Source organism: Haloarcula sp. H-hyl6 (assembly GCF_056934455.1).
In genome coordinates this window covers 925,759-939,664 of the sequence record NZ_JBRIIK010000002.1, presented here as the reverse complement: position 1 = coordinate 939,664, position 13,906 = coordinate 925,759, and the positions used below count along the sequence as shown (strand labels likewise).

The following is a 13,906-nucleotide window of genomic DNA, read 5'->3' as shown; positions in this document are numbered from 1 at the left end:
CGACCGGTCAGAACCCGGGCATGAGGTCCGCAGGGCCGAACACGCCGTAGTGACCCGCACGGTTGTTGCGGACGCCGGCTTTCAGGTAGCCCAGCGCCGGGCCGTTGACGTTCGCCTCCATGCTCGTCGCGTCGTCTAGCTGGAAGGTGTTGGTCCCCGTCTCGCCGTCGAACGTCGTCCCGGTGACGCTGACCGTCGTCGTGGTCGGCTTCTCGTCGGAGCGCACGTCCAAGACGCCGCCGACGTGGACGTCCTCGGCGTCGCAGATGCCCGCTCGTTCCAGCAGGACGTCGTCGGCGTGTTCCATGTCGTGGAACTCCAGAACTCCGTCGTGGTCCTCGATGAGTTGCTCTATCTCTTCTTCGCTCATCTCGCGGGCCGTCTCGATGTCGTAGCCGTCCAGATGGGCGATGTCCTCTCGGACGGTGCCCCGGTTGTCCTCGTACCCGCTCTTGAGGCCGACGCCCCACCAGATTTCGACCTCCTCGACTTCGACGAACGACTGGGCGGCGAGCGCGGCCACACCGGTCAGGAACCCCGGCGTCGCGCCCGCCCCGCAGACGAACGTGATGCCCGATTCCTTCAGTGTCTCCTCGCGGTCGTCCAGCATCCCGATGACCCGCGAGCGCTTGAGCACGTCCACGAGGACGCCCTCGTACTCCGCCTCGGCGAACCGCTCGGCGACCCGCGGGATGAAGTCGTGTTCGAGGTTCGGGAGCGCCACCAGCACCGCGTCGATGGCGTCGCTCTCCGCGATGACGTCGTCGATGGGCGTCTCCGTCGGTCGGCCCTGTTCGCTGGTGACGACGCCGGCCCGTTCGCCGTGCTGTTTGACGCCTTCGGGTGCGGCGGCCGCCCCGCCGTCTGTGGCGACGTCGTCTTCGGGGCCGCTGTCTCGCGGCTCGTCGCCGCTCGACTGTCCGGGGCCGCCTTGCGGCCCGCTCGCGATGTTCCCCTCTGTCGCCTCCAGCAGTTCCTCGACGTCCAAGCCGTCGTGGTCGATGGCCACGCCGTTGCGGTCACACGCCGCCACGGGCGTCAAGCCGTCCTTGTACTGCGAGACGTCGAGCGTTCGTCGTCCGATACCGCCCGTGCCGAGTACCGCGAATCGTACGTCGTCCATAGTCAGTCGTCTGATTGAAGTTCCGATTTGCTCTGTGCGGTGCCCGCCGCCGTCTCGGGGTCCGCGTCGTCGTCGGCCCGCGATTTGACCGCCTCGGGGTCGAACTCGTTGGCCTCCGTGTTGGGTTCCAGTCCCGCCGCCTCGACGATTTCGAGGTCGTCGGCGGCCGACTGGCCCTCGGTGGTGAGGTAGTCGCCCGTGAGGATGCCGTCCGCGCCGGCCTCCAGCGCGGCCACCTGCCCGTCCATATCGAGGTTCACCTCGCGTCCGCCGGTCAGACGGACGCGGGCTTCTGGGTGGAGCAGGCGGTAGACCGCGATGGTCTCGACGACCTCCTCGGTCGTGATGTCGGGGAGGCCGCGTTCGGCCATCGGCGTCCCCGCGACCGGGTTGAGGATGTTCACCGGGAGCGAGGAGACGCCGATGTCCTGCAGGGCCATCGCCGCGTCGACGCGGTCGGTGGGCGTCTCGCCCATACCGAGGATGACGCCGGCACAGAGGTCCATGCCGGCCTCCTTCGCCACCTCCAGCGTCTCGACGCGGTCCTCGAAGGAGTGCGTCTGGACGATTTCCGGGAAGTAGCGGGGCGACGTCTCGATGTTGTGGTTGTAGTGGTTCAGCCCCTCCTCGGCGAGGATGGCGGCCTCCTCGTCCGTGAGGATGCCGAGGCTGGCGTCCACCTCCACGTCCGTCTCGTCGCGTACGAGACGGATGGCCTCCAGTACCTCCGCCCACTCGTCGGGTCGCTGTTCCTTCGAGACGCCCTTCTCGGCGACGACGATGCCGAACCGTTGGGCACCGTCTCGCTCGGCCCGTTTCGCGGCCTCCAGCACCTTCTCCGGCCCGAGGAAGCCGTAGTCGTCGATGCCGGTGTCGAAGTGGACCGACTGGGCACAGAACCCACAGTCCTCCGCGCAGTTACCGGCCTTGGCGTTCACGATGGAACACGCGTCGACGGTGTCGTCGCCCAACTGCGTGCGGACGTAGTCGGCCCCCGCCGCGAGGGCGTCGACTGGCTGTGCGACGAGTGCCAGTCCGTCCCTGCGGTCGAGGCGTTCGCCGTCCAACACGCGTGCGACGGCGTCGTCTACCGTGCGGTTGCCCGTCTCGTAAACCACATTCCCAACGACAGTTGACGAGCGAATAAAACTTCGGGTGGCCGCGACTGTCGACTCCGATGCCGGTCACTCCCGGCGCACGTCGGCGTGGGAGGGGCCGCTACGGACGACGTGGCCGTACTTCAGGAGCGCGACGAACACGACGCCGCCGATGGTGTTGCCGACGGTCGAGAACGCGAGGAACCTGGCGTAGTCGACGACGCCGAGGTTGGGGGAGACGACGACGCCGGCGACGACTTCGACGGTTCCGGCGATGCAGTGTGGCAGGTGAGCGAAGCCGATGGCCGCGGCGATGAGCCAGACGACTGCCATCCGCGAGAGCGTGCTGTCGGCCGCGGCGACGAGCCAAGAGAGCAGGCCCATCAGCCACCCGGCCATGATTCCGGCCCCGACCAACACCGCCGGCGACTGCTCGGTGTACGTCGTCGCCAGTTCGACGAAGGTGGACGGTTCGACGACGCCCACCGCCGGGGCGACGGCGACGGCGAACCACGCGAAGAGCACGGCCCCGACGACGTTCGCCACGTAGACGGTGCCCCAGAGCCGTCCGAGTCGAGCGATTCCGGCCTGATTGTCCAGCACCGGGAGCACCGCGAGCGTCGTGTGTTCGGTGAACAGTTCCGACCGCCCGAGGACCACGAGGATGAATCCGACGCCGTACGCGAGGCCGAGCACGAGTTCTTTGGGGAGGTCGGCGGTACCCGAGACGCCGGCGGACGTGAGGACGACGGCCATCAACAGGGGTCCGAACCCGATGTCGAGACCCGCAGACAGCGCCGAGAGCGAGAGGCCGGTGATGGGACGCCGGAGTTCGCTCAACCCACGCTCTATCTGGATGTCGAGGATGTTCTCCGTCGGCATCTGCTCCTCGTCGCCCGTCTCGGCGTTCGACCCGGACATGTAGCAGTCGTTCGGCCGACTCACTCTTGATTGGTCACACGCTAACCGCCGATAATTCCCGATTATCCGGCGGTTCTGTGCGCTCTCGGCCCCGGAGTCAGGTCAGTACAGGTCGTCCAGTTCCTCGTTCCGACTCGCGTGTTCTTCGGCGGGGAACTCGCCGGACTCTACGGCCTCGACGTAGTCGCCGACGGCGTCGCGTATCTCGCTTCGAACGTCGCCGAACCGCTCGGCGAACGGCGGACTCGACTCCGCGAGGCCCACAACGTCGGTGAAGACGAGCACCTGCCCGTCACACTCGCCGCCGGCCCCGATGCCGATGGTCGGAATGTCGATGGCCTCGGTCACCTGTGCCGCGAGGTTCGCGGGGACGTGTTCGAGGACCAGCGCGAACGCCCCGGCGTCCTCGTGGGCCTGCGCGAGTTCGAGAATCTCCTCGGCCTCCTCGCGGTCGGCGGCCTGCTGGGTGTACCCGGTCTGGTTGACGCTCTGGGGCGTCAGACCGAGGTGGGCCATCACTGGGATGCCGAGGTCGGAGAGTCGCTCGGTCAATTCGAGGGTGTGCGGGCCCGATTCGAGTTTCACCGCGTTGGCCCCGGCCTCCTTGAGCATCCGCCCGCAGTTCTTCACGCTCTCGCCCTCGTCGGCCCCGAAAGAGAGGAAGGGCATGTCGGCCACGACGAGCGTCTCGTCCGTCCCGCGTGCGACGGCGGCCACGCGGGAGGCCATCTCGTCGAGCGTCACCGGGAGCGTGTCGTCGTGGCCGAGGACGGCGTTGCCCATGCTGTCCCCGACGAGCACCACGTCTACGCCGGCCTCCTCCACGATGTCCGCCGTGACGGCGTCGTAGGCGGTCAACATCGTTATCTGTTCGTCACCCGCCATCGCCTGCAGGTCCCGGACGGTGGTCATGTCCGTGGCCGGGCGCGCCGCGCTATTACGTGTTCGGGTCGCGGTCACAGCGGCCGGGCGACCATCTGGCCCCACGGTTCGAAGCCCCAGCGGTCGTAGAACGCCGCCGCTCGCTCGTTGTCCGGGTCGACGTCTAAGACGACTCGGTCCAGGGGGAGCGACTGGTCGCGGGCCACCGACAGCGCCGCTTTCAACAGGTCGTCGCCCACGCCGCGCCCGCGATACGCCTCCGCGACGAACAGTTCGTTGAGGACGGCGGCGTCCCAGACGTGGGCCATCGACTCGGGGAGGACGAAGACGTAGCCGACCACCCCGCCGTCGGCTTCGGCCACCTGTACCGTTCGCTCCTCGTCTCCCACGCAGCGGTCTACCCACGCGAGGTACGACTCGCGGTAGTCGGCGTCCAGTTTCTCGCGGTAGGCCGCGGCCTTCTCGTCGTCGCCCGTCCCCGTCCCGAGTTCGAGTTCGAAGGCCTGCTTGCACTCCCAGAGGTCCGCGGCGTCGCTCGGTTCGTAGGGTCGTATCATTCCCCGTCGAACAGCCCGATGTCGCGGCCGACGTGGTCGAGCAGTTGGTCGAGCACGTCCGGGTCGACCTCCGCGACGGGGTCGCCGTCGTGCAGTTGTTCGTTGTGGCGGTCGACCGCCGACTCGACGTCCTCGAACGGTACGCGACTCCGCGTGTCACAGTCAGTACAGACGACCGGAATCTTCGGGAGTTCCCCCTCCTCAGTCATGCTGGTTCGGTATGAACCGGGGGTGCAAATAACGTCTGGTCGCCGGCGAAACCGGAACCGGTTTGCCAGTACCGTCGAAACCTCCGCTCGTGCCAGCAGTCGAACAGACGAATCCGGACGGGGTGGACTTCGGGTGGGTGATGCAGACGACGTTCGTCACGACTATCCTCGTCGGGTCTCCGCTCGTCGTCCTCGCCTCCTTTGGCGCGACGCTCCCGACGTGGACGAGTCGCGCCCTGTTCGCGGTCCGGGTCGGCGCTGTCGTCTGGTTCTGCACCGCCGTCGCCGTCTACCTCTACGCCCGGTACCGTCGCTGATCGAACTCGCTCGCCCACGCGAAGGCCGTCCCCGCGCGCCGGGCCGTCTCCGCGTCCCGTTCCGAGTCGCCGACGAACACCGTCGATTCGGGGGCGGCGTCGAGGCGGTCCACGACCGTCAGCAGGCCCTCCGGGTCGGGTTTCGCCGACCCGACCGAGTCCCGGCCGACGACCGGACCGACCGCCGAGGCGATGCCGTGGGTGTCCAGCGCGAGTCGACACGCCTCCTCGGCGTTGAGCGAACACACTCCGACCGGAACCTGATGCGGGAGGCCCTCGGCGAGTCCGAGACGCTCCGACCGTCGTGCGCCGTCGCGTTCGTACTCCGTTATCGTCTCCTCGACGGCCGCTCGGTGGCCCGTCTCGTCGGACAGTTCGAGCATCCCCCAGAGGTCGGTCTGACCCGGGTCCACGTCGCGTGACCGGAGGACGCTCGCCACGTCGCGGGCGACGGCGTTCCAGTCCACGGCGAGTCGCACCAGCGTCCCGTCCAAGTCGTAGACGACAGCGTCGTGTGTCACGGTCCGCGGTACGCCGTCGGTCCGCAAATGTGCTTCGCCGCTCAGTCGAGCATCTCGCGTGCGACGACGTTCTTCTGAATCTCGCTGGTCCCCTCGTAGATGGTCGTCACCTTCGCGTCACGGTACAGTCGTTCGACCGGGAAGTCCGTGGTGTAGCCGTAGCCGCCGTGAATCTGGACGGCTTCGTTCGCCACCTCGACGGCCCCCTCGCTGGCAAAGTACTTGGCCATGCTCGCCGCCTGTCTGGCGTCCTCGCCCCGATCTATGCGACTGGCCGCGTCCCACGTGAGTAGCCGACCGCCCTGCACCGTGGTCGCCATGTCCGCTAGTTTGTGTCGTATCGTCTGGAACTCGCTTATCGGCCGGTCGAATTGCTCGCGGTCCTGTGCGTACTCGACGGCCTCGTCCAGCGCGGCCTGTGCGAGGCCGACGGATTGTGCGGCGATGGCCACTCGGCCGCCGTTCAGAATCGACAGCGCGGCGGCCAGTCCGTCTCCCACGTCGGTCAGCCGGTACCGCTCGGGAATCCGTACCCCGTCGAAGGTCAGCGAAGTGGTGTCGCTGGCCCGCAGGCCGAGTTTGTCCTCTGGCTCACCCACCGTGAGTCCATCTGCGTCTTTCGGGACGAGGAACTGCGTGACGGAGTCGGGGTCATCGCGGTCCGTCTTGGCGAAGACGACGACGACGCCCGAGCGCTCCCCGTTCGTTATCCACTGCTTCTCGCCGTCTACGACGTAGCCGTCACCGTCGGGCCTCGCGACGGTGGTCATCCCCCGCGGGTTCGACCCCGCGTGCGGTTCCGAGAGCGCGAACGCACCGACCGGCCGGCCGTCGACCATCTCCGGTAACCACTCCTCGCGGACGGACTCGGTGGCGAATTCGGCGATACAGGAGGTGGCCAGACAGTGGACAGACAGCGCCGTGGCGACGGCGAGCGACCCGTACGCCAGTTCCTCGTTGACGATGGCGTAGGTCCGACGGTCGGCGTCGAAGCCGCCGTACTCCGCCGGTGTCGTCAGTCCGGTGAGGTCGATGCCCGCGAGACTGTCCCAGACGCCCTCGGGGAACGACTCCTCGCGGTCGGCCTCGGCCGCGGTCGGTCGGACCTGTTCTGTCGCGAACTCCCTGACGGTCGCTCTGATTGCCCGCTGTTCCGGCGAGAGCTCCATGGCGGCGCTAAGCGTGGCACTCCCAAAGGTCTACTGTCGAGAAACCGCCGTCTCAGCGCGAATCGACGAGTTCGACGTCGAGGTACTCTTCGAGAACTGCGATGGTGGACCCGCCGACGCTCGCCTGCGTCGCGCGGCCCTGTTCGACGGCGAGGACGTCGCTCTCGTCCAAGTCGAGTTCCTCGGCGAGGTCGGCCGTCTGCAACCCTCGCTCCTGGCGCGCCTCCGTGACGATGCTCCCGTAGTCGCTCACGAGATAGGGCAGTTGGTCGCTGTCGTAGTCGGCGCCCTCCTCCCAGTGGGTGGCGTCGGGCTTCTGTGAGTCCTGTAACTTCGCGGTGTTCTGGGCGGCGCGGCGACGCCGGTCGGTCTCGTCCCGAGACTGGTCGCCCGAGGACTGAGACTGCTCGTTCTCGCCGTGGTTCTTCGCGCAGTCCGAACAGACCTGCAGGGTCGCGCCCGCGACGCTGGCGGTCTGCAAGTCCCCGCCGTCGGCACCGCAGAGTTCGCAACTCCCGCCGGCGCTGTCGCCCCCGCCGCCGGTCGAGTATTTGGCCATGCCCCCGGTAGCGGTTTCGTCGTATTTGAAACGTCCGGTTCACGCGGATGCGACACTCTCCCGCGGCCCGTCGCAAACGAAAGCCCTTTTATTGGGCCCCGGGATACGATTGAATGCAGTAAGAGAACGCGAGCGTGGGTAGCCAAGCCAGGCCAACGGCGCAGCGTTGAGGGCGCTGTCCCGTAGGGGTCCGCCGGTTCAAATCCGGTCCCACGCATCGCAAGCGAGGGCGAAGCCCTCGATATCACGGCGGCGTCGCCGCCGAGGACGATGCAGGTGCACTCCCTTGGGACTGCACCCACGCACATTCCTTCCGAAGCAACGTCCCGCAGTGCCGACTGTAGGCCATCGTGTCGTCTCGTTATCGACTGAGACGATTCGAGAACCCGCTGACTCCGACCGGATGCCGTGACCGAGTATCACGGTTGATAAAGTGACCGCAAAGTTCTTTATTTCACCCGACAACGAATTCGATAGGCACCCACGGTGCCACCCACCCCCACCTTACTTCCGTTTCTCGTACACCGGTAGCCGCGTCGCCGTCCGTCATCGCCCGAGAGCGAAGTTCAGACCGATTCAGACCGAGTGCGGAGGGACGACGCTGTCGGCGTGACGACCTCCAGACGACGCGACGACTGGCCGTCGATGGACACTCCTCGCGAGAACAGTCGAATCGTGCGTTATCCAGCAATCGCTCACGAGGAATCTTCGCGACAGAGTGGAAGGGGCGGGATTCGAACCACGCGGAGCCCTGCATGGGAAACTGCCATCGGCCGAGTTCTGGCACGTTGGCCGGCAGCGCTCTACCACTGAGCCACCCTTCCAGACGAGTGTCTGTTCGGGCGCGGTACGCAAATATGTGACGGCAGTGGCACTCACGGCGTCGATATCGGGTCGCAAACGGATTCGCTTATCACTCTGGTTCGCGTCCGACGGTCGCTCCGGTGGCCGGTGCCCATTTGGGGAGTCCCTGCGAAGCGTCACCTGTGAGTTACACCAAACTCCACTACACCGAGGCGGACCCGCTCGCCGACGCGATGCACTTCCTGCGGGACCCGCTCGGGTGCGAGGAACTGGGCGTGACCGTCGTCGACTGCGACCCCGGGTGGACCGGGAAACCGCACAACCACGCCGAGCAGGGACACGAGGAGGTGTACGTGCTCGTCGAGGGGGAGGCGACGGTGACTGTCGACGGAGAGGACGTATCGATGACGACCGGAGACACGCTCAGAATCGACCCCGAGGCAGAGCGGCAGATACAGAACGGCGATACGGAGAGTCAGTTCGTTCTCGTCGGAGCGCCCTGAACCTCAGTAGCTCCGCTCTTTCGGTTCGTACGTCTCCTCGTCACCTTCGAGGATGACGGGCTTGTAGTACAGTTCCGGCGTGCCGTCGTTCCACGCGAGCATCGTGTGCTTTATCCACTCCTCGTCGCGGCGCTCTTGGAACTCGGCGCGCCAGTGGGCGCCGCGGAACTCTTCGCGGGCCAGCGCCCCGAGCGTGATGGCTTCGGCCACGTCGAGGATGTTGCGCGTCTCGATGGTATGGATGAGGTCCGTGTTGTAGGTGCGAGAGGGGTCCGAGACGGCGACGTTCTCGTACTCCTCACGCGCCCGCCGGAGGTCACGGAGCGCCTGTTTCAGGCCCGCTTCCTCCCGGAAGACGTTGACGTTCTGCGTCATCGTCTCTTGGACGTCGGCCCGGACTTCGGCGTGGTTGATGCCGTCGTCTTCGAGCAGCGTCTCGACGCGTTCGCGCTCGCGTTCGACGGCGTTCTCGATGACGCTCGTCGGTTCGACGGCCGCGCCGTCGGCCGCGACGTCCTCGCTCCCGCTGTCGATTGCGCCGGGTGCGACGGGTGGTTCGACGTCGCCCTCCTCGCTCTTCGCGGAGGGGCCGGTCTGTATCTCCGCGGTCTTCATGTCCTTGCCGGCGGCGTGATAGCCGGCGCGAGCGCCGAAGACGAGCAGTTCTGGGAGCGCGTTCCCGCCGAGTCGGTTCGCGCCGTGCAGGGAGACACAGGCCGTCTCACCGGCGGCGTACAGTCCTTCGATGCACGTCTCGCCGTTCTCGTCGCACTCGACGCCGCCCATGGCGTAGTGCTGGCCGGGCTTGACCGGCATCGGTTCGTCGAGGCCGTCGACGCCCTCGAAGTCCTCCGCGAGGTGGAGGATGTTCTCCAGACGGTCGAGGATGCGCTCTTCGCCGAGGTGACGCATGTCGAGGTCGACGTACTCGTCCTCGATGCCGCGGCCTTCGTTGACCTCGGTGAGTTCCGCCCGGGAGACCACGTCACGAGAGGCGAGTTCGCCGGCGTTGTTGGCGTAGCCGTACTCGAACATGAACCGCTCCTCGTCGTCGTTGTAGAGGATGCCACCCTCGCCGCGGACGCCCTCGGAGATGAGCACGCCCGTCGACGGGAGCGTCGTCGGGTGGAACTGTATCATCTCCATGTCCTCCATCGGGACGCCCGCGCGGTAGGCCATCGCACAGCCATCGCCGGTGTTGGCGACGGCGTTGGTGGTGTGGTCGAAGGCCTGCCCGAGACCGCCGGTGGCGAGGACGACGCCGCCCTTCGCCCGGAAGCCCTCTATCTTCCCGGACTTGATGTCGTAGGCGACGCAGCCGTGACACTCTCGGTCTTCGGGGTCGTCGTGGTCGGTCACCGCGAGGTTGGTGACGTACCACTCGTCGTACACCTCGATGCCGCGCTTGACCGCCTGCTCGTACATCGTGTGCAGGAGGTGGTGACCGGTCTCCGCGCCCGCGTACGTGGTCCGGGGGAACGACATCCCGCCGAACGGGCGCTGTGAGACGCGGCCGTCGTCCTCGCGGGAGAACGGCATCCCCCAGTGTTCCAGTTGGATGACTTCCTCGGGGGCCGTCTTGGCGAAAGTGTCGATAGCCGGGGCGTCCCCGAGGTAGTCGGAGCCTTTCATCGTGTCGTAGGCGTGCAGGTCCCAGGAGTCGCCCTCCCGGAGCGAGGCGTTGATGCCCCCCTCTGCCGCGCCCGTGTGACTGCGGACCGGATGGAGTTTCGTCACGAGAGCGACGTCCGCTCCCTCCTCGTCCGCTGCGATGGCCGCACGGAGGCCGGCGCCACCCGCGCCGACCACGATAACGTCGTGTTCGTACATTGTGTATGGGAAGTAGTAACGTCTGTCTGGCTTCGCTTAGGACTACCAGAACTTGAGGTTGTTCTTCACCGCTTCGCGCTTGAGTTCCTGGATGTGTTCGGTCAACGGGATGTCCTTCGGACACACCTCGGTACAGGAGAACTGGGTCTGACACCGCCAGACGCCGTGTTCCTGCTCGATGATTCGGAGTCGTTCCTGCTTGCGGTTCTCGCCTTCGCGCTCGTCCATGGCGAAGCGATAGGCCTTGTTGATGGCCGCCGGGCCGAGGTACTCGTTGTCGCCGGCGGCGATGTTACACGAGGACATGCAGGCGCCACACCAGATGCACCGCGTGGACATCTTGACCTTCTCGCGGTTCTCCCGGCTCTGACGCTGTTCTTCGAGGTCGTCCTCGGGGAGTTCGTCGGCGTCGAAGTACGGCTCGACGGCCTCCATCTGGTCGTAGAAGTGCTCCATGTCCACGACGAGGTCCTTGACGACCTCCTGGTGGGGGAGCGGTTCGATTCGGACCGGGTCCTCCAGTTCCGACAACTGGGTCTTACAGCCGAGTCGCTGACGGCCGTTGACGAACAGCGCGTCCGACCCGCAGACCGCCTGTCGGCACGAGTGTCTGAAGGTGAGCGAGGAGTCGTACCGGTCCCGCGCGTAGATGAGGGCGTCGAGGACGGTCATCCCCTTGTGGTACGGGACGGTGAAGTCGTCGAATCGGGGTTCCTGCTTGCCCTCGACCTCCGGGTCGTAGCGGAACACCTTCAGCGAGACCGTCTCCTCGTCGTCGAGCGTCTGCTCTTCGGTCTCCTGCTGCGCCTCGCGCTCGGCCTGCCGCTGTCGTTTCTCCGCCCGACGCTGCTCTCCGGGTGATTCGACGGCCGGTTCCGTCTCCTCTTCTTCCGCCTCGGTCTCCGTCTCCTGTTGTTCTATCTGTGTGCTCATGGTTTAGAGAAGCCCGTTCATCGCGAGTGCCACTCGTGTTCCCTGTGCGACGAGTAGCAGGCCCGCGACGACGAGGACGTACTTGACTGCGGTCTTCTGCGACCCGCTGATGCCCTGATTGACGAGGGCGTTGTAGACGCCGTTGACGCCGTGGAACGTCGCCGTCACGAGGAACAGCCACATCGTGGCGAAGTAGCTCCACTGGCCCATACGGGCCTGCGTCCCGGCGAAGGTGATGTCGGCGGCGTGGTTGACGAAGTGTAACAGCATGAAGTGGAACGCCAACACGCCGATGAGGAACACCGCGGTCAGCCGCTGGAAGAGCCAGCGCCGGCCGCCCCGCTCGAAGGAGGAGTAGTGTTCGGCCATTACGCCAACGGCCCCCCGAGGAACGTCGGAATGCTAGCGACGACGATGGCACCGGTCAGCACGAGCGACGCGTAGAAGCTCTTGTCCTGTGCCTCCAGTCCGACGCCTAAGTCCACCATCAGCAGGCGGATGCCGTTGAGAATGTGGAACACGGCGACGGCGAGGAGACCGACTTCGAGGAACCGAACGATTAGCAGGGCTTCGAGCCCTTGCAGTGTGTTCGTATAGAGTTCGGCGCCACCGAGCGAGGTGCTGAGGACGGCGATGTGGGTGAACAGATAGCCCACGAGTACCCAGCCGGTGAACTTGTGGAATATCCAGGCCCACATCCCGGCCGAGAACTCCCGCCACCGTCCGAAATCCTCGACGGTGCCGCGGTTGTAAGACTGACTCATACACTCGGGGGTTAGTCCGGGGACAAATAGTAGTTACTACCGCGTGCTTGTATCGCCGGAATCGACCGAATATCTTCGCTCGCTCACCGCTTTCGGGGACCGCCTCACCGACCCGTGAGACTGACCTCCCCGTCGACGTGGACGGTGTCCGGCGTGACGATGACGTGGTGAGTCCCGACGGAGAACTCCACGGCATCGGGAGGGTTGTCGTGTGCGAACAGCGCGTCGAACGCGGCGGTGTCGACGTCCTCGTCGAGGACGAACCCGAGGTCTGTCGGGTCGGTGTCGTAGTACTCTGCGAACGCTTCGACGACTCGGACTGACGGTGGGGTGACTTCCTCTGCCATCGTAACGTGGTGCTTGTCGGAGGGTAGCCGTCTACCGGCCGTTGGCTCGCCGGCACGCGGGAACGATGCACGGGCCGTATGGCAGTCGGTTCGTGGCCTTCGCCGGTCGGTTCGTGGTATCTCGCATGCTCGTCGGACCGAGTGCGTTCGCGGTGTGTCACACGTCCCACCCGGCCATGTGGTCGCAATCGCGGGCTCGGCCGTCCACCGTGGTATTCGTCAACGCATACTAAAATATTATCGAAACGACGAGTTCTCTCTCGTCCCGTCGGTCCCCGCCGTCACTCCTCGCCGGCGGGGAATGACTGCGTCCGCTCTAACGCGCGCCGGGTCCGCTCGTCGAGTCTGACGAGGTGACAGAGCGGGTTCCCCGGATAGACCAGCGGGTTCTCCAGAACCCCCACGAGGAGTCCGGTGAACGGCGCGCGAACCTCGGTATCCTCCGTCTTGAACGGGTTCGCGATGGTACAGATGACGTCGTCCTCGTAGACCAATGCGCCCCGTTCGTGGTGCATATCTACCAGTCCGCCGGCGTCGGCGCGTATCCACGTCTTCTCGTCTCCGTTCTCGATGACGGTTCGCCACCCGGGCCACTGCACCACTTCCGACGGGAGCATCCCGAACTCCGCGAGCACGGAGCGGACGCTATCCAGTGCGCTGTCGATGAGCGGTCGCTGGAACCGGTGGGCCTCCCCCATCTCGATGGTAATCGAGGCTGTGCCAGCGAGACTGGCCTCCCGGCGGAGCGACCCGGACGGTCCCTCCGAGGAGATGATGACGTTGGACGCGAAGGCGTTGGCCACGCGGGCGACGTCGTCGTCCGTCATGTCTGCGCGCACGTGGAGCATGTTCGTCCGCCCGCGCGTCGACGTGTGGAAGTCCAGTCCGAAGTCACACGGTTCGAGGAAGTTCCGGAAGATGCGGTGGGCCATCCGCTTTGCGCTCGTCGAGTCCGGATTCCCCGGGAACGAGCGGTTGAGGTCACGGTCGTAGATAGGGAGATAGCGCTCCTGTGCCAGAAAGGCCGGGACGTTGAGCACCGGGAGACAGACCAGCGTTCCCGCCAACTCCCCGTGGTCCCACTCGTGGGCGACCTCTCGCACCACCTCGATGCCGTTCAGTTCGTCGCCGTGGGCCGCCGCCGAGAGGAACCCTGTCGGACCGGGATACTCGCCGTTGACGATGGTCACCGGCATCCGTACCGGGTCGCCCATGTACGTCTCGCTGACCGTGTACCGGACGTTCTGCGTCTCGCCGGGGTCTACCCGCCCACCGTCGTAGGTGAACGGTTCGGCCTCGTCCATGGGCGTACAAACACGACCGCCGGTAAAAGGGTGTCTGGCGAGCGGTTGCCACGATGCGGCGTGACA

At 66.2% G+C, this 13,906-nt stretch carries 17 protein-coding genes and 2 tRNA genes; 3 read left to right on the top strand and 16 right to left on the bottom strand.

The window, feature by feature from the left end; all coding sequences use genetic code 11:
- Positions 1–7 precede the first annotated feature (7 nt).
- The 6 genes from bioU to Hhyl6_RS18455 form a co-directional block, all read right to left on the bottom strand.
- On the bottom strand, positions 8–1,123 hold the full coding sequence (gene bioU, locus Hhyl6_RS18480; protein ID WP_483740713.1) for a (S)-8-amino-7-oxononanoate synthase BioU: 1,116 nt from the start codon (positions 1,121–1,123) through the stop codon (positions 8–10).
- Positions 1,124–1,125: 2 nt separating this feature from the next.
- A complete protein-coding gene (gene bioB, locus Hhyl6_RS18475; RefSeq protein WP_483740712.1) occupies positions 1,126–2,241 on the bottom strand; it encodes a biotin synthase BioB in 1,116 nt (371 codons plus the stop codon).
- 66 nt (positions 2,242–2,307) lie between these two features.
- On the bottom strand, positions 2,308–3,141 hold the full coding sequence (locus Hhyl6_RS18470; RefSeq protein WP_483740711.1) for a formate/nitrite transporter family protein: 834 nt from the start codon (positions 3,139–3,141) through the stop codon (positions 2,308–2,310).
- Between the two features lie 102 nt (positions 3,142–3,243).
- Positions 3,244–4,053, bottom strand: coding sequence for a 3-methyl-2-oxobutanoate hydroxymethyltransferase (gene panB / locus Hhyl6_RS18465; RefSeq protein ID WP_483740710.1), 810 nt, complete (start codon positions 4,051–4,053; stop codon positions 3,244–3,246).
- A 44-nt stretch (positions 4,054–4,097) separates the two neighbouring features.
- Entirely contained in the window at positions 4,098–4,580 is a 483-nt protein-coding gene (locus tag Hhyl6_RS18460) for an N-acetyltransferase family protein (protein ID WP_483740709.1), read from the bottom strand.
- On the bottom strand, positions 4,577–4,789 hold the full coding sequence (locus tag Hhyl6_RS18455; protein ID WP_483740708.1) for a DUF8149 family protein: 213 nt from the start codon (positions 4,787–4,789) through the stop codon (positions 4,577–4,579). The genes Hhyl6_RS18460 and Hhyl6_RS18455 overlap by 4 nt, the downstream gene beginning before the upstream one ends.
- A gap of 89 nt (positions 4,790–4,878) precedes the next feature.
- Between Hhyl6_RS18455 and Hhyl6_RS18450 the strand changes: the two genes are divergently transcribed.
- Complete coding sequence (locus Hhyl6_RS18450) at positions 4,879–5,106, top strand: DUF5822 domain-containing protein (RefSeq protein ID WP_483740707.1); 228 nt, start codon at positions 4,879–4,881, stop codon at positions 5,104–5,106.
- Here the strand turns inward: Hhyl6_RS18450 and Hhyl6_RS18445 are convergent.
- Genes Hhyl6_RS18445 through Hhyl6_RS18435 form a run of 3 tightly spaced genes read right to left on the bottom strand, consistent with a single transcriptional unit; the run spans position 5,085 to position 7,355 of the window.
- Complete coding sequence (locus Hhyl6_RS18445) at positions 5,085–5,627, bottom strand: HAD family hydrolase (protein ID WP_483740706.1); 543 nt, start codon at positions 5,625–5,627, stop codon at positions 5,085–5,087. The genes Hhyl6_RS18450 and Hhyl6_RS18445 overlap by 22 nt on opposite strands.
- A gap of 41 nt (positions 5,628–5,668) precedes the next feature.
- Entirely contained in the window at positions 5,669–6,796 is a 1,128-nt protein-coding gene (locus Hhyl6_RS18440; protein ID WP_483740705.1) for an acyl-CoA dehydrogenase family protein, read from the bottom strand.
- Positions 6,797–6,848: 52 nt separating this feature from the next.
- Positions 6,849–7,355 carry a helix-turn-helix domain-containing protein gene (locus Hhyl6_RS18435; protein ID WP_483740704.1) on the bottom strand — a complete coding sequence of 169 codons (507 nt, stop codon included), beginning with the start codon at positions 7,353–7,355 and terminating at the stop codon, positions 6,849–6,851.
- Between the two features lie 132 nt (positions 7,356–7,487).
- On the opposite strand from Hhyl6_RS18435, the gene Hhyl6_RS18430 reads away from it, so the two are divergent.
- Positions 7,488–7,572, top strand: a tRNA-Leu gene (locus Hhyl6_RS18430).
- Between the two features lie 502 nt (positions 7,573–8,074).
- On the opposite strand, the gene Hhyl6_RS18425 is transcribed toward Hhyl6_RS18430, so the two are convergent.
- A tRNA-OTHER gene (locus Hhyl6_RS18425) sits at positions 8,075–8,179 on the bottom strand.
- 162 nt (positions 8,180–8,341) lie between these two features.
- Here Hhyl6_RS18425 and Hhyl6_RS18420 point away from each other — a divergent pair.
- Positions 8,342–8,662: a cupin domain-containing protein gene (locus Hhyl6_RS18420; RefSeq protein ID WP_483740703.1), complete on the top strand. Its 321-nt coding sequence runs from the start codon at positions 8,342–8,344 to the stop codon at positions 8,660–8,662.
- Positions 8,663–8,665: 3 nt separating this feature from the next.
- On the opposite strand, the gene Hhyl6_RS18415 is transcribed toward Hhyl6_RS18420, so the two are convergent.
- The 6 genes from Hhyl6_RS18415 to Hhyl6_RS18390 form a co-directional block, all read right to left on the bottom strand.
- On the bottom strand, positions 8,666–10,492 hold the full coding sequence (locus Hhyl6_RS18415; RefSeq protein WP_483740702.1) for an FAD-binding protein: 1,827 nt from the start codon (positions 10,490–10,492) through the stop codon (positions 8,666–8,668).
- Positions 10,493–10,534: 42 nt separating this feature from the next.
- The gene (locus tag Hhyl6_RS18410; protein ID WP_483740701.1) at positions 10,535–11,425 is read right to left on the bottom strand and encodes a succinate dehydrogenase/fumarate reductase iron-sulfur subunit; all 891 of its coding nucleotides are present in this window, start codon (positions 11,423–11,425) and stop codon (positions 10,535–10,537) included.
- Positions 11,426–11,428: 3 nt separating this feature from the next.
- Positions 11,429–11,794: a succinate dehydrogenase hydrophobic membrane anchor subunit gene (locus tag Hhyl6_RS18405; protein ID WP_483740700.1), complete on the bottom strand. Its 366-nt coding sequence runs from the start codon at positions 11,792–11,794 to the stop codon at positions 11,429–11,431.
- A complete protein-coding gene (sdhC, locus tag Hhyl6_RS18400) occupies positions 11,794–12,189 on the bottom strand; it encodes a succinate dehydrogenase, cytochrome b556 subunit (RefSeq protein WP_483740699.1) in 396 nt (131 codons plus the stop codon). Before sdhC ends, Hhyl6_RS18405 begins: the two co-directional genes overlap by 1 nt.
- Positions 12,190–12,293: 104 nt before the next feature.
- On the bottom strand, positions 12,294–12,536 hold the full coding sequence (locus Hhyl6_RS18395) for a HalOD1 output domain-containing protein (RefSeq protein WP_483740698.1): 243 nt from the start codon (positions 12,534–12,536) through the stop codon (positions 12,294–12,296).
- Between the two features lie 281 nt (positions 12,537–12,817).
- A complete protein-coding gene (locus Hhyl6_RS18390; protein WP_483740697.1) occupies positions 12,818–13,840 on the bottom strand; it encodes a succinylglutamate desuccinylase/aspartoacylase family protein in 1,023 nt (340 codons plus the stop codon).
- Positions 13,841–13,906: the final 66 nt, after the last annotated feature.

What these genes read in the sequence shown, in the direction of transcription:
- bioU (WP_483740713.1), bottom strand. Translation starts at nt 1,123, where the DNA reads ATGGACGACGTACGATTCGCGGTACTCGGCACGGGCGGTATCGGACGA.
- Hhyl6_RS18470 (WP_483740711.1), bottom strand. Translation starts at nt 3,141, where the DNA reads ATGTCCGGGTCGAACGCCGAGACGGGCGACGAGGAGCAGATGCCGACG.
- panB (WP_483740710.1), bottom strand. Translation starts at nt 4,053, where the DNA reads ATGACCACCGTCCGGGACCTGCAGGCGATGGCGGGTGACGAACAGATA.
- Hhyl6_RS18460 (WP_483740709.1), bottom strand. Translation starts at nt 4,580, where the DNA reads ATGATACGACCCTACGAACCGAGCGACGCCGCGGACCTCTGGGAGTGC.
- Hhyl6_RS18455 (WP_483740708.1), bottom strand. Translation starts at nt 4,789, where the DNA reads ATGACTGAGGAGGGGGAACTCCCGAAGATTCCGGTCGTCTGTACTGAC.
- Hhyl6_RS18440 (WP_483740705.1), bottom strand. Translation starts at nt 6,796, where the DNA reads ATGGAGCTCTCGCCGGAACAGCGGGCAATCAGAGCGACCGTCAGGGAG.
- Hhyl6_RS18435 (WP_483740704.1), bottom strand. Translation starts at nt 7,355, where the DNA reads ATGGCCAAATACTCGACCGGCGGCGGGGGCGACAGCGCCGGCGGGAGT.
- Hhyl6_RS18415 (WP_483740702.1), bottom strand. Translation starts at nt 10,492, where the DNA reads ATGTACGAACACGACGTTATCGTGGTCGGCGCGGGTGGCGCCGGCCTC.
- Hhyl6_RS18410 (WP_483740701.1), bottom strand. Translation starts at nt 11,425, where the DNA reads ATGAGCACACAGATAGAACAACAGGAGACGGAGACCGAGGCGGAAGAA.
- Hhyl6_RS18405 (WP_483740700.1), bottom strand. Translation starts at nt 11,794, where the DNA reads ATGGCCGAACACTACTCCTCCTTCGAGCGGGGCGGCCGGCGCTGGCTC.
- sdhC (WP_483740699.1), bottom strand. Translation starts at nt 12,189, where the DNA reads ATGAGTCAGTCTTACAACCGCGGCACCGTCGAGGATTTCGGACGGTGG.
- Hhyl6_RS18395 (WP_483740698.1), bottom strand. Translation starts at nt 12,536, where the DNA reads ATGGCAGAGGAAGTCACCCCACCGTCAGTCCGAGTCGTCGAAGCGTTC.
- Hhyl6_RS18390 (WP_483740697.1), bottom strand. Translation starts at nt 13,840, where the DNA reads ATGGACGAGGCCGAACCGTTCACCTACGACGGTGGGCGGGTAGACCCC.